11 protein-coding genes are annotated in these 13,499 nt (G+C 68.2%); 3 read left to right on the forward strand and 8 right to left on the reverse strand.

The window, feature by feature from the left end; genetic code table 11:
* Nucleotides 1–143 precede the first annotated feature (143 nt).
* The 6 genes from FB559_RS28020 to FB559_RS28045 form a co-directional block, all read right to left on the reverse strand.
* Nucleotides 144–920 (reverse strand): ABC transporter ATP-binding protein, encoded by a 777-nt coding sequence (locus FB559_RS28020; protein WP_141959215.1) that lies wholly within the window; start codon nucleotides 918–920, stop codon nucleotides 144–146.
* A 16-nt stretch (nucleotides 921–936) separates the two neighbouring features.
* Complete coding sequence (locus tag FB559_RS28025) at nucleotides 937–1,764, reverse strand: ABC transporter permease (protein WP_246122133.1); 828 nt, start codon at nucleotides 1,762–1,764, stop codon at nucleotides 937–939.
* The gene (locus tag FB559_RS28030; protein ID WP_246122134.1) at nucleotides 1,761–2,585 is read right to left on the reverse strand and encodes an ABC transporter permease; all 825 of its coding nucleotides are present in this window, start codon (nucleotides 2,583–2,585) and stop codon (nucleotides 1,761–1,763) included. Before FB559_RS28030 ends, FB559_RS28025 begins: the two co-directional genes overlap by 4 nt.
* Nucleotides 2,582–3,532: an ABC transporter substrate-binding protein gene (locus tag FB559_RS28035; RefSeq protein WP_221640206.1), complete on the reverse strand. Its 951-nt coding sequence runs from the start codon at nucleotides 3,530–3,532 to the stop codon at nucleotides 2,582–2,584. The genes FB559_RS28030 and FB559_RS28035 overlap by 4 nt, the downstream gene beginning before the upstream one ends.
* A gap of 253 nt (nucleotides 3,533–3,785) precedes the next feature.
* Nucleotides 3,786–4,547, reverse strand: a complete 762-nt coding sequence (locus FB559_RS28040; protein ID WP_141959220.1) for an ABC transporter ATP-binding protein — start codon at nucleotides 4,545–4,547, stop codon at nucleotides 3,786–3,788.
* A gap of 246 nt (nucleotides 4,548–4,793) precedes the next feature.
* Entirely contained in the window at nucleotides 4,794–5,750 is a 957-nt protein-coding gene (locus FB559_RS28045; protein ID WP_141959222.1) for an ABC transporter substrate-binding protein, read from the reverse strand.
* Between the two features lie 490 nt (nucleotides 5,751–6,240).
* Between FB559_RS28045 and FB559_RS28050 the strand changes: the two genes are divergently transcribed.
* Nucleotides 6,241–7,893, forward strand: a complete 1,653-nt coding sequence (locus FB559_RS28050) for a thiamine pyrophosphate-binding protein (protein ID WP_141959224.1) — start codon at nucleotides 6,241–6,243, stop codon at nucleotides 7,891–7,893.
* Between the two features lie 49 nt (nucleotides 7,894–7,942).
* Here the strand turns inward: FB559_RS28050 and FB559_RS28055 are convergent, their stop codons facing one another.
* Complete coding sequence (locus FB559_RS28055; protein WP_141959226.1) at nucleotides 7,943–8,800, reverse strand: ABC transporter permease; 858 nt, start codon at nucleotides 8,798–8,800, stop codon at nucleotides 7,943–7,945.
* Nucleotides 8,801–8,808: 8 nt separating this feature from the next.
* Nucleotides 8,809–9,561, reverse strand: coding sequence for an ABC transporter permease (locus tag FB559_RS28060; protein ID WP_141959228.1), 753 nt, complete (start codon nucleotides 9,559–9,561; stop codon nucleotides 8,809–8,811).
* An 836-nt stretch (nucleotides 9,562–10,397) separates the two neighbouring features.
* Between FB559_RS28060 and FB559_RS28065 the strand changes: the two genes are divergently transcribed.
* Together FB559_RS28065 and FB559_RS28070 are read left to right on the forward strand one after the other, a co-directional pair.
* Nucleotides 10,398–13,100 (forward strand): sensor histidine kinase, encoded by a 2,703-nt coding sequence (locus FB559_RS28065; protein ID WP_141959230.1) that lies wholly within the window; start codon nucleotides 10,398–10,400, stop codon nucleotides 13,098–13,100.
* On the forward strand, nucleotides 13,097–13,498 hold the full coding sequence (locus FB559_RS28070) for a roadblock/LC7 domain-containing protein (RefSeq protein WP_141959232.1): 402 nt from the start codon (nucleotides 13,097–13,099) through the stop codon (nucleotides 13,496–13,498). Before FB559_RS28065 ends, FB559_RS28070 begins: the two co-directional genes overlap by 4 nt.
* The last annotated feature ends 1 nt before the right edge of the window (nucleotide 13,499 follow it).

Genomic DNA, 13,499 nt, shown 5'->3' on the forward strand with positions numbered 1-13,499 from the left:
GCGATCGAGCGGAACACTATCCTCGCCGAACCCCCGGCCCCAGGAAACTGTTCCGTTCTTCGGCACCGGGCGGAGACAACGGCCGTCCTCATACGGCCGGTCACGAGATGAGCGATCCGCGCGGCCCATGTGGGGTGCCGGCCTCAGGAGCCGGCGCCGTCGCGTACGAGGCGGCCGACCTCCGCTCGCAGGCGGACGAACTCCCGTAGTTCCCTCGTCGTGATCTGGTCGCGCTCGGCCGGCAGGTCCACGGGCAGGTCGGCGATCACCGTCCCCGGCGCCCGGCTGAGTACCGCCACCCGGTCGCCGACATAGACGCTCTCGTCGATGTCGTGCGTCACGAACAGGATCGTCATGCCCTCGTCCCGTACGCGCAGGAGGAGATCCTCCAGTTCCTCACGGGTCTGGGCGTCGACCGAGCCGAACGGCTCGTCCATCAGCAGCAGCGACGGCCGGAAGGCCAGCGCACGGGCGATGGACACGCGCTGCTGCATGCCGCCGGACAGCTGCCACGGGTACCGGCGCGCGGACGCGGACAGGCCGACCGCGTCGAGGGCCTGCCCGGCGGCGGCCCGCCGTGACTCCTTCGGCATCCCGCGGCGGCGCAGCGGCAGGGCCACGTTGTCGCGTACGGTCAGCCAGGGCAGCAGCGAGCGGCTGTAGTCCTGGGACACCACGGCGAGGTCGTCCGGCACGCCGGAGACCTCGGCTCCGCCCACGACGACGCGCCCCCGGCCGGGCCGCGTCAGCCCGGCGACGCACCGGAGCAAGGTGGACTTGCCGCATCCCGACGGGCCCACGATGCTCACCAGCTCGCCACGGGAGACCTCGAGGTTCACGTCCCGCAGCGCGACCTGGCCGGAGTAGGAGTGGCCGACGTCAAGGATCTCGAGGCTCACGTGGCGATCTGAGTCCGTCATGAGAATGAGGCTCCCGTTATGCGTCGGTACCGCGCGAGCCGCGGTGCCAGGCCAGCACCCGCCGCTCCACCGCGAGCAGGATGGCGTTCAGCACGTATCCGAGGATCCCGAGCAGGACGATGGCCGCCCACACGGTCGGCAGATCGGAGCGGCTCTGCGCGTCCGTGAGCTCGAAGCCGATCCCGTTGGCCGTCCCCGGCAGGAGCTCGGAGAAGACCATGAGGATGAGCGACAGCGACAGTGACAGCCGCAGCCCGGCGAAGATCTTCGGCAACGTCGCCGGGAAGATGATCTTCAGGACACGGTCGGCCGCCGACAGCTTGTAGACCTGGGCGGTCTCCATCTGCAGCGGGTCGACCGAGCGCGCGCCGTCCGTCGTGTTCAACAGGATGGGCCAGATCGCGCTGAAGACGATGGCGGCGATCTGCATCTGCGTGCCGAGCTTGAACAGAACGATGAAGACGGGCACGAGCGTGGGCGGCGGGATCACGCGGGCGAACTGGAACGCCGGGTCGAAATAGGCGAACAACCGCTCGGACCGCCCGAGGGCGAGCCCGAGCCCCACGCCCGCGACCAAGGAGATCGTCAGCCCGGTCGCCATGCGCAGCAGGCTCGGTACCACGTTGGCGGTGGCGTCGGAGGTCAGGAACAGGCGAGTGCCCGGCCCCGAGAACCACAGGTGGTACATCCGGGAGGTGATCCTCGACGGAGGCGGGAAGAACGGGCTGTGCGCCGCGCGCGTGCCCACCTCCCAGGCGGCGACGGCGACGGCCAGCGCGAGCCAGCGGTGCAGGACCCCCGCGCCCAGCCGGACCACCGTACGGCCGCCGGCCCCCGCGCTCACGATCGATCCTTCGTCTGGGAGACGTGCCAGTGGAACAGCCGCCGTTCCCCCAGGACCAGCGCGGTGTTGATGATCAGGCCGAGCATTCCCGCCCACACCGTGCCGGCCAGCACGTCCGTGGTGCCGTCGACCGTCTGCTGGGCCTGGGCGATGAAGACGCCCAGGCCCTGCCCGAAGCCGGACAGGATCTCGGTTCCCACGGCAAGGATCAGCGCGATGGCCGCGGCCAGCCGGATCCCGGTGGCGATGAACGGCGCGGCCGAGGGCAGGGAGACGAGCCAGGTCACCGAGAGCCTGCTGAAACCGAACGCGCGCAGCGTGTCCTTGGCCACCGGATCGACGTCCTGGAGCCCGTAGATCGTGTTGAAGAGTACGGGCCAGGTCGCGGCGTAGACGATGAGCGTGGCCTCGGTCCGCAGGCCGGTGCCGAGGATCAGGCTGACGAGCGGGATGAGCGCGACCGAAGGGATCGGCCGCAAAAACTCCACGATGGCCCGCACCGCCGTGTTGAGGACCGGAACGCTGCCGAGTAACAGGCCGAGCGAGACCCCGCCCCCGACCGCGATCGCCAGGCCGATGGCCCAGGCCCGCACGGTGCTCCAGACGCCCGAGAGGAACTCGGTGTCGCCCAGCAGGCCGACGGAGCGGGCGAGGACGGCCGACGCCGGTGGAAGGTAGTCCCGGTCGACGATGCCCGCCCGGCCGAGGATCTCGCTCGCCGCCGCGAGGATCGCGAGCCCGGCGGCGCCCCGTACCCACCGGCCCGTACGCGTCAGGGCGGGGCGTTCGCCGGATGGTGCGGGCGGCTCTTCAAGGATCACTGTGGCTGAGCCGCGAACACCAGACTCCTGACGTCGATCCTCTGTTTCAGCAGCCCGTCCTGGAGCATGAGGTCGGCCAGGTGCTGGAGCCGCACCTGGTCGATCGACGGCGGGAAGGCCGGGAGGTTCAGCGCCGATGCGGTGGCGGCGTCCAGGTGCGCGTAGGCGGGCAGCACCTGGTCGACCTGCTTGCGGTCGCTCGTCGCCAGTTGCTGTGCCTTCTGGATCGCGCGCTGGAAGGCCGCCGCCGTCTTGGGGTACTTGTCGGTGAACCGCTGGGTCGAGAGGTAGCCGCTGACCGGCAGTCCGGCCACGGCCGGGCCGCTACCGCCGTCGACGATCATCTTGGCGCCCAGCTTGCGCGTCATGTCGGTGGCGAAGGGCTCGGCGGCGTGCACCGCGTCGACCTGCCCCTTCTGCAGCGCCGCGCCCATCTGCGGGAACGGGATCGCGAGGTATCTCACCTTCGCCGGATCGACGTGGTCCGCCCTCAGGATCGCGTTGAGGGACAGCGACTGGATGTTGTTGCGGATGTTCACCGCGACCGTCCTGCCCTCCAGGTCCTTGGCCTGCTTGATGGGGGAGTTCGGCAGGGTGAGCACACCCATGAAGCGCGGAGCGGCGGCGGCTCCGGGAGCGAGGATCCGCAGGTTCAGCGTGCCCTGGGCCTGCGCCTGCAGAAAGGTCACGTAATTGCCGCCCGCGATGACGTCGACCTGCCCGGTCTTCAGGGCGGGGAGTGCCTGAATGCTCTGCGCCACCGGTTTGATCTGTACGCGCAGCCCCTCGGCTTCGAAGAACTTGCGCTGCACGGCGATGTGCAGTCCGGCCGTGTCGACAAGGGGAAGTGCGGCGACGGTGACGGTCTTCTTCTCCAGACCGTCACCGCCGGATGACTGAGAACCGCCGCAGCCCGTCAGGAGAGCCGCAATGAGGACAACACCCATTAAAAGGGTGGCACGGGATCTGGGTCTGCTCATGACACTCCCTGGGGGCATTGAGCGGAGCAGCGGACAAACCGTCAGAAGGGCGGTCAGTCAAATCACGTAGAAGTGATCATCGCGACCAGTCCGGAGGCTACAGCACCCCGTGAGGGAGAAAAAGGACGCACCTGGCCAGGTCATACATACCCCTGGATCAAACGCCACGGCCCGGTCCGAACCGTGCGGTGAGGTTCGGGCCGGGCCGTGGCGTCGCTGCTCAGGCGGCTGTGGCGCCCGCGTCGCGTACGAGGCGGCCCACCTCGGAGCGGAGGTGCACGAACTCCGGAAGCTCCCGGGTCTCGATCCGGTCGCGCTGGGAGGGCAGGCCGACGGCCAGGTCGCCGATCAGCCGCCCGGGTGCGCGGCCCATCACGAGGATCCGGTCGCTGACGTACACGCTCTCGTCGATGTCGTGCGTGACGAGCATGATCGTCATGTCACTGGCGGCGCGGACCTGCAGCAGCAGATCCTCCAGGTCCTCACGCGTCTGCGCGTCCACCGAGCCGAAGGGCTCGTCCATCAGGAGCAGCGTGGGCCGGTAGGCCAGCGCGCGTGCGATGGCCACCCGCTGCTGCATTCCTCCGGAGAGCTGCCAGGGGTACTTGCCGCCGGCGTCGGCGAGGCCGACCTCGTCGAGTGCCGCCGCGGCGGCCTTCCGCCGGGCCGCGCGGTCCAGGCCGCGACGCCGCAGCGGGAAGACCACGTTGTCGCGTACGGACATCCACGGCAGCAGCGACCGGGAGTAATCCTGGAAGACGACGGCCAGGTCGTCCGGGACTCCGTTCACCGCCCGGCCCGAGAGTCTGACCTCTCCTGCGGTCGGCGACACCAGCCCGGCGATCGCGCGGAGCAGCGTCGATTTTCCGCAGCCCGATTTGCCGACGATGCTGACGAGCTCACGGTCTCCGACCTCGAACGAAACGTCGTCGAGAGCGATCTGATCGCCGTACGTGTGGGTTAGCTTCAGGACTTCGAGCACGATTATGAACCCCTAAGCTCCCTGTATCGGAAGCGCCAATAATAGCGCAGTGTTCCCGATTTGTGACCTATGCGTCGGGTCGTGCAGTGAAACTATCGCGGCGAGGTCACGACCTGGAATTGGATCGCCACGCGATGTGACGGTCCGTTCAAGAATCGCGGCCGATGGCCGTCCTTCTGATGTCGCGGTCCGGCCGCCCCGAATTGGGCCGGCCGGACCGCGGTGATGTCGCTTGACGAGGAGTGCTTACAGCATTCCCGAGACGTCGTAGTGCTGCTTGAGGACGCCGAGCTCGGTCATCAGGTCGGCGACGCGCTGCAGCCGGGTCTTGCTCAGCGAGCCCGGGTAGGTGTCGATCGTGATGGTCTGTGCGGTCTGCGGGCTCAGGCCCTTGACGTACGTCGGCAGGATCTGCCCGACCTGGTTACGGTCGGAGGCGGCGACCTTGGCCTTGGCCATGGCCGCGTTGAACGCGGCGACGGTCTTGGGATTCTGCTTCGCGAACTTCTGCGATGCGATGTACCCGCCGGACGGCAGGTTGGCCGTCGGACCGCTCATGGTGTCGACCACCATGCGTGCGCCGAATTTCGCCTCCGACTGGCTGTAATAGGGCTCGGTCATGAAAGCGGCGTCGATTGAGTGGTTCTGCAGGGCGGCCTGCATATTGGGGTACTGGATCTCGACCAGGTGGACCTGGTTCGGCGTGACGCCCGCGTTCTTCAGTGCCGCGAAGGTCAGCAGCGACGGGAAGCCCTTCGTGTTGATGACACCGATCTTCTTCCCCTTGAGCTGTGCCGCGTTGTGGACCGGGGAGTTCGGCAGGGTGACGATCGGGTACAGGTTGCTGCGTCCCTGGTAGCCGTCGGTCACCACCTTGACCTTCACGCCGGCGCTCGCCGCCTGGACGATCGGGATGTACGCGCTGTAGGCAAAGTCGACTCCGCCGGACATCACTCGGGAGATGGTCTCGGACCCGTTGGTGAGAATCGTCGGAGTGACGTTGAGGCCTTCAGCCTTGAAATATCCCTTGCTGACACCCAGATAAACGGCTGCGGCGTCGGGAATCGGAAGGAGGCCAATCTTGATATTCGTCTTCTCCGGGCCCCCGGATTTCTTCGGCGAATCGGAGCCGCCGCATGCGGTCAGCGCCGATGTGGCAAGCATGGCTATGGCTGTCGCAATAGTCCAGCGACGGATTTTCATGGAGCTCCTCGATGGGGATTCGCGCTGGACCCTTAGTCGGTGAACGCGGGGAGGCAGGGGCAGGCGTCGACCACCGGCTTCAGGTCTCGAAGTAACGGCCGCGCCAGAGTATAGGACCGCAACATCCGTACGTCTGGGCACCTTCAGCAAAATTTGCCACACATCCGGACGATCCGGGCGATAGTTACATAGAGTACATATCGCATGTTCGGAACGTGGTTGCGGCGGGCGCTGACCGTGAGCTGAAAAGTATCGGTTACGTGGGGTAACTACTTTTTGTCAGGTTCGTGCTGCTATAACATCCCATGTCTGCTGAGCCTGGCCGGCGGAGGGGACGCTCCGGTGCGGAGCATGCCGCGTTGCCAGGCCGTCCTGTCCGCAGGCACCAAGGAAAGAGGGTCATGTCCCGACGTCCAGTCATCCCAGTCCCACCGCCGGCGACGCGTGGCCGAAACGTCCGGCCGTCCGCACCGATCTCGGGGAGGACGGTGTGACCGGTCCTGGCCGCAGCGGCGGACGAGCCGTTCTGGAGACCCTTCGCGCATGGGGCGTACGTCGCGTCTTCACCTGCCCGGGTAGTACCGAGGCGGCGTTCCTCGACGCCACCCTGGACCACCCGGACTTCGAGGTGATCCTCACTCCCCACGAGTCGATCGCCGTGTCGGCCGCCGACGGCTACGCCCGTGCCACCGGTGAACCGGCGGTCGCCTATCTCCACACGCACGTCGGCCTGGCGAACAGCCTCGGCCACCTCAATGCGGCCCGGCTCGCCCACTCGCCGGTGGTGGTCCTCACCGGCCTGAAACCGGCACTGCTCCAGGCGCACGGAGGCTTCACCTGTATCCAGGACACCGGTCGCCTGGCCGAGCCCTATGTACGGTCCTACTGGCAGTCGCTCCGTACCGAGGGGATCCCCGAGGACCTGACCCGCGCCTTCCGCCTCGCGCTCACCGAGCCGGCCGGGCCCACGTGGCTGGGGCTGTCACAGGACCTCATGAACGACACGTGCACCGCGCCGGTGCCCGACCCCGAACGGTTCCGCCCGCGCGCGCGTACGGCACCCGATCCCGAGCGGATCCGCGAGGTCGCGGGCATGCTGGCCACGGCCACCAGCCCCCTGCTCGTGGCCGGCGCGGAGGTCGCGCGGCACGACGCGGTCGCCGACCTGATCGCCCTGGCCGAGCGGCTGGGCGTGCCGGTGATGAACGAGGACCGGCGGACGTACGAGCGCCCTGGGTTCCCCACGTCGCACCCGAACTACGTCGGTCTGTACGACGTGAAGCGTCCCGTGGTGGGCGACAGCGATCTGATCGTGTTCGCGGGCTGCCGCCTGTTCACCGAGTTCGAGGTCCCGCGCGGTCCCGATGTGCCGGAGAGCGCCCGCGTCGTGCACATCCACACCGACGCCGCCGAGATCGGAGCCATCCACGGCGTCGACCTGGACATCGTGGCCGATGAGGGTCTGGCGCTCTCCGGGCTGCTGGCCGGGCTGCCGGAGGGGGACGTCGCGGTACGGACGGACCGGGTGGCGGAGGCGCGCACGGAGTACCTCGCCGACACCGGTCCGCTGCCGCCCGAGACCGAAGGCGTGGAGAACGTCGCCGCGGTCGCGGACGCGCTGGCCGCGGTCGTCGACGATCAGACGACGGTCGTCGGCGATGCCACGACGACCGGGGCGATCCTCCTGCGGAGGCTTCCCCAGAATCCGCCACACCAGTACTTCACCAGCTCATCCGGTTCGCTCGGCTGGGCCATGGGCGCCGCCATCGGCATCAAGCTCGCGATGCCGGACCGCCACGTGGTCGCGGTCTTGGGCGACGGCGCCTTCCAGTTCGGCCCACAGGGCCTGTGGGTGGCGGCCCGCTACCAGATCCCGGTCACCTACGTCGTGATCAACAACGAGTCCTACGCCGCCGTGGCGGCCGCACTGCGGCGCTATGGCGGAACCGCCGTCGAACGCCAGGAGTTCCCGGGCAAGGACCTGTCGGGCATCGACGTCGCCGCGATCGCCCGTGGGTACGGGGTGCACGCCCAGCGCCTGCACCACGCCTCCGAGCTCGGTGAGGCGATGGCGAAGGCCAAGGCCCACCCCGGTCCGTCACTGATCGAGATCATGACCGACCCGGACTACCTCGGTCCCTGAGCTGATCTGAGCCGGGGGGAGCGGCCGCGGGCCGTTCCCCCCGGCGCGGTCACTGCTCCACGCGCCGCGCGCCCCGATGCCAGGCGAGGACGTGCCGCTCGACCCAGAGCAGCGCGGAGTTGAGCGTGTATCCGAGGATGCCGAGGAGCACGATGACCGACCACATCTCGGGCAGCTCGAAGGAGTCCTTGGTGGTGAAGAGCGTGTAGCCGATGCCGTTGGTGCCACCGACCATCTCCGAGATCACCATCAGGATGATCGCCATGGACAGGCTGATCCGGAGTCCGGCGAAGATCTTCGGGGCCGCGGACGGCATGATGATCATCCGGAAGCGCTGGAGCCGCGTCAGGCCGAACACGTTCGCGATCTCCATCTGAAGCGGCTCGACCGATCGTGAGCCGTCGATCGAGTTGAGCAGGATCGGCCACAGGACCCCGAAGACGATCACCGCGAGCCGCATCGTCAGACCGAGCTTGAACAGAACGATGAAGACCGGGATCAGCGCGGGCGACGGGATGGCGCGGAAGAACTGGATCAGCGGGTCGACATAGTCGAGCAGCCGCTCGGACCGGCCGAGCAGCACGCCCAGGCCGACCCCGATGACGACGGCCAGACCCCAGCCGCCGAGCATCCGCCCCAAACTCGGCAGAATGTTGCCGGTCGCCGCCGGCGTGAGGAAGACATGGCTCACCGGGCCGGTCAGCCACAGGTGGTACATGCTCCGGGCGATCACCGTCGGCGCCGGGAAGAAGATCTTCTCGTCCTCGGGCACGGCGACATTGGTCGCGAGCTGCCAGAGCGCGACCGCCACCGCGAAGACGGTCCAGCGGAGGGCGATGTCCGTCAGCCCGGTCCGGGCGAACGGCCGGCGCCTCCGCTCCGGCGGAGCGACGGGGGCGGTTGTCATGTCGGCGGTCATGCCGTCCTCCCGAGACGCTCGAAGTGCCAGCGGAACATCCGCCGCTCCAGATATCGCATGCCGAGGTCGATCAGGTAGCCGAGCAGACCGGCGATCGCCGCGGCCGCGAAGACGACGTCCGCGTTGCCCGCGACGGCGCTCGCGCTCAGCACGAAGATCCCGATGCCGTGCTCTCCGCCACCGGCGATCAGCTCGGTGCTGATGGTGACGATGAGGGCGATCGACGAGGCCACGCGAATGCCGGTCGCGACGAACGGTGCGACGCTGGGCAGTGCTATCCGGGTGAGGATCACCAGCCGGCCGAGGCCGAAGGATCGCGCCATCTCGCGCGGAACCGGGTCGACGTCGCCGACGGCGTAGATCGTGTTGATCAGGATCGGCCACAGGGCGGCGTACGCGGCCAGGATCTGCTCGATCTTGGACTGCTCGGCCACCATCAAGATGACGAGGGGGATCAACGCCACGGCGGGAATGGGGCGCAGGAACTCGATCAGGACCCGGACCGCGGAGTTGACCCACGGCAGGCTGCCGAGCACGAGCCCGCTGGGCACGGCGATCAGAATGGCGATGAGCAGGCCGACCGCCCACGCCTTCATCGTGAAGCCGACGTCCTGGAGAAAGCCGCCGTTCGTCAAAAGGTCGCCGATCCGGAGCAGCACGGCCGACGACGGCGGCAGGTAAGAACGGTCGACCAGTCCTATCCGCCCTATGACCTCGCCGGCCAGCAGAAACACCAGCACGCCGGCCATACCGCGGATGACCCGCACGCGGCCTGGCGACGAGGGCCGGAGCCTGCCACCTCGGGATTTGCTGACGGGCGGCCGGGTGGCCGCCTTCGGACCCGTGGCCGGGACCGGAGTCCTGACACTGCGGTCAGCCAATGATCACTCCCTGGGGGATGGGGGCGTGAGCGCCTGCCTGACGTGCGCGGAAATGAACAAATCGCGCCGGGCGGGCGTCCTTCCGGGCCGGTGTCCGCCGGATGCCGCCCCCTGGTCTGGCGGCGAGGCGAACCTATCCTAATGTCAGATACGGACCATTACCCCTGGGGATTCCGGGCAACGGTGTCGACACCCTCGGTAACCACCGGTCGGGGTTAAGGCGTTGTGAAGGCGAAATCTCTGGGCCGTTGTTACGGGTAGGTCGCCGCCGGTGCACTCCCCGTGATCATTAGCTCTCGGTTCGATCTCGTTGGGACGGTGAGTAGCCGCATGCTCTTGCCGTCTGGTCCGGTGGCGACAATGATGTTGGCCGCATTCACGCGGGCCCCCGCCTTCCGGGTGGGATGGCCTTGTGCGAAACCGAGGAAAAACTAGATAGATGGGACATAAGACCGCTTCGGATATATGCTGTCGGTTCCGTTTTGGGCAGCGTGACCACTCTCTGTCGCAGTAACCGTACAAGGGTGGCGCGTCCCACCTCCCGTCGGTTGTTTGCACCGTTCCGCAGGGGGTCCAAGACGGGTTTGATTCGGTGAGATGCAGCGGAAGGTAGCGTGGACAGCGACGGAGAACGACCGCGGCCGAGCGTCGCGGACCCTTCCCAGCCGACCGGCGAAACCACTGACCATGGGTCTCGGTCGATCATGCGGCGCTTCGGGCTCCGCAACTGGAAGGTGTCCGCACGGCTCATCGCGCTCATCGTCATCCCGACGATCGTGGCCGGTGTGCTTGCGGGTCTGCGCGTCAGTAGTGCCCTGGCCAACGCGTCGACGTTCGGCCGGATCGAGCAGTTGGCCTCACTGGGGGACAAGCTGAGTGTCCTGACGCACGCCCTTGAGGGCGAGCGTGACATGACGGCGCTCTATGTGGCCTCGAACGGCACCAGCGTGAGCAAGACCGATCTGCAGAAAGTCGAGGGCCAGGTCGACGCCGCGGTACGCCAGGTGCGTTCCCAGGCCGGCACCATCGACGACTCCTACTCCAGCCTCGTACGCACGCAGGTACGGGACATCCTCAACCGGCTGGACCAGCTGCCCGGACTACGGCAGCAGGCCACCCAGACGAAGCTTCCCCCCGAGGCGACGGTCGACAAGTACAGCGAGGTCGTCAGCGACATCCTGAACTTCGACGACCTGATCGCCACGGGCAGTTCGGACGCCGACCTCACGGAGTCCGCGCGCTCGCTGGCCTCCATCGCCCAGGCGAAGGAGGACTCCTCGAAGGAGCGCGGGTACCTCGCCGTGGCCCTGGCGGTCAAGAACTTCCAGCCCGGCACCTACGACGATTTCCAGGCCGCGCGGTCCCAGCGCGACACCGACCTCGCCGCGTTCCAGTCGTCCGCCACTCCGGCGCAGGCGCAGCTGTATCTCGACACGGTCGCCGGACCCGAGGTCGACCAGGCGGAGCTGATCCGCCAGCAGGCCGTCTTCGCGGTCGCCAAGTCGCCCGACCTGTCTCTGGACGCCACGACGTATCCCGACGCGCGCCTGTGGTTCAACGACATGACGGTCAGGTCCGACAAGATGCGCGTGGTCGAGGACCAGCTCGTCCACTCGGTCCTCGCCGAGAGCCATGACCTTCAGGCACAGGCACAACGGTCGGCCGCACTCGTCGGTGGCCTGCTGCTCCTCGTCCTGTTGCTCGTGGTGGCGGCGGTCGTGATCGTCGCGCAGTCCCTCGTACGACCGCTGCGCCGGCTGCGTACCGGCGCCCTGGACGTGGCGGGCACCCGGCTGCCCGACTTCGTCCGCAGGTTGCGCGAGCCCGACGTTGAACAGGTCGGCTTCGAAGTCGAGCCGATCGACGTCAGATCCACCGATGAGATCGGTGAGGTCGCGCGGGCCTTCGACGAGGTCCACCGCGAGGCCGTGCGCCTGGCGTCCAACGAGGCGCTGCTGCGAGGCAACGTCAACGCGATGTTCGTCAACCTCTCCCGGCGCAGCCAGTCGCTGATCGAGCGCCAGCTGCGGCTGATCGAGGATCTCGAGCAGAGCGAGCAGGACTCCACCCGGCTGGACAGCCTCTTCAAGCTCGACCACCTGGCGACCCGTATGCGCCGTAACGGGGAGAACCTCCTCGTCCTCGGTGGCCAGGAGCAGGCACGGCGGTGGAACAAACCGGTCGCCCTGGTGGACATCGTCCGCGCCTCCCTGTCGGAGGTGGAGCAGTACGAGCGGATCACGCTGCGGATCCAGGACGACGTCTCGGTCACCGGCCGGGCCGTCAACGACCTCGTGCACCTGGTGGCGGAGCTGGTGGAGAACTCCACCTCCTTCTCGCCCGAGCACACCAAGGTGGCCGTGTCCGGGCACCTGCTCAGCGGTGGCGGCGCCATGCTCCAGATCTCCGACAGCGGGGTCGGCATGTCGCCCGACGAGCTCGAAGAGGCCAACTGGCGGCTGGCCAACCCGCCGACGATCGACGTGTCGATCTCGCGGCGAATGGGCCTTTTCGTGGTCGGCCGGCTCGCCCAGCGGCACGGCATCAGGGTCGAGCTACGGGCCGCGCTGTCCGGCGGCCTCACCGCGTTCGTCATCCTCGCGCCGAGCACGATCATGCAGGACGCCGACAAGGTCAGGCCCCAGCGCCTCGACTCGGCCGTGGGTCCCGGTCCCGCGGACCGTCACGGGATCCAGTCGCCCCTCGTACGCGGCGAGATCACCCGGTCCGATGAGCCGGACCGGCCATCGGTACCGGAGACGCCGCGTGAGCCGGTGCGGTCCTCGGGCACCTCACTGCCCAAGCGCAAACCGGCTCCGACCTCGCCTCCCGGGCGGGGCTCCGGCCCCACCGCGCCGTCGCGTTCGCGGCCACAGGGCGTACCGCCCTCGGCCAGGCCGTCCGCTCCTCCGCAGGGCCAGCCACCGGAACAGCCGATGTCCCGGCCGCAGGTTCAGCCGCAGGCGGCAGGCTCGGCGTTCGGTGAGAGCCGGTCGGTGGGCGAGAACAACGGACGTTCGCCTATCTTCGAGGCAATGCAGTCGGAATGGTTCCAACGGCGTAAGACGGGATCAATGAACCGTGCTGAGTCCTCCCCACCCAGGGAGTGGTCCTCGCCCGGCGACGAAGGGTGGCGAGCCGCGGAGACGATCCGCGCCCCCGCCACCGGCGGGCAGACCAGCACCGGGTTGCCGAAACGGGTACCCGGGAGCAACCGCATACCCGGATCGGTCGGCCCGGCGTCCAGGCCCGAGCAGAAGCAGCAGCCCGCAGCGCCGCCGCCGGCCGCTCCTCCCCGCGCTCCTGAGGCCGATGCCGTACGGAACCGTTTCGCGAGCTTCCAGCAGGGCGTACGCAAGGGTCGCGCCGCGATCCAGCCCGAAGATGATGAACGGGAGAACCAGTGAACAGCCGCCAGGACCTCAGTTGGCTGGTGACGACATTCGTCGAACGCGTCCCTCGCGTCGCGCACGCCGTGGTGGTCTCCTCCGACGGTCTGCCAATGGCGTATTCGGAAGGCTTCCCGGCGGATCGCGTCGACCAGCTCGCCGCGATCGCCTCGGGATTGACCAGCCTCACCCAGGGGGCAGCCCGGATCTTCGAGGGTGGCGCCGTCACGCAGACCCTCGTCGAGATGGAGCGAGGCCTGCTGTTCGTGATGGCGATCAGCGACGGTTCCGTGCTCGGCGTCCTCGCCGCACCTGATTGCGATATGGGATTGGTGGCCTACGAAATGGCACTGCTCGTCGAGCGCGTTGGCCGGGTGCTGACACCCGCGCTGCGCGCGGAACCCGGGATCGGTTAAG

It is taken from the genome of Actinoallomurus bryophytorum (genome assembly GCF_006716425.1).
GTDB classification, from domain to species: Bacteria; Actinomycetota; Actinomycetes; order Streptosporangiales; family Streptosporangiaceae; genus Actinoallomurus; species Actinoallomurus bryophytorum.

Coding starts and splice junctions, on each gene's coding strand:
- FB559_RS28020 (WP_141959215.1), bottom strand. CDS start 920: ATGACGGACTCAGATCGCCACGTGAGCCTCGAGATCCTTGACGTCGGC.
- FB559_RS28035 (WP_221640206.1), bottom strand. CDS start 3,532: ATGGGTGTTGTCCTCATTGCGGCTCTCCTGACGGGCTGCGGCGGTTCT.
- FB559_RS28045 (WP_141959222.1), bottom strand. CDS start 5,750: ATGAAAATCCGTCGCTGGACTATTGCGACAGCCATAGCCATGCTTGCC.
- FB559_RS28055 (WP_141959226.1), bottom strand. CDS start 8,800: ATGACAACCGCCCCCGTCGCTCCGCCGGAGCGGAGGCGCCGGCCGTTC.
- FB559_RS28060 (WP_141959228.1), bottom strand. CDS start 9,561: ATGGCCGGCGTGCTGGTGTTTCTGCTGGCCGGCGAGGTCATAGGGCGG.
- FB559_RS28065 (WP_141959230.1), top strand. CDS start 10,398: ATGCGGCGCTTCGGGCTCCGCAACTGGAAGGTGTCCGCACGGCTCATC.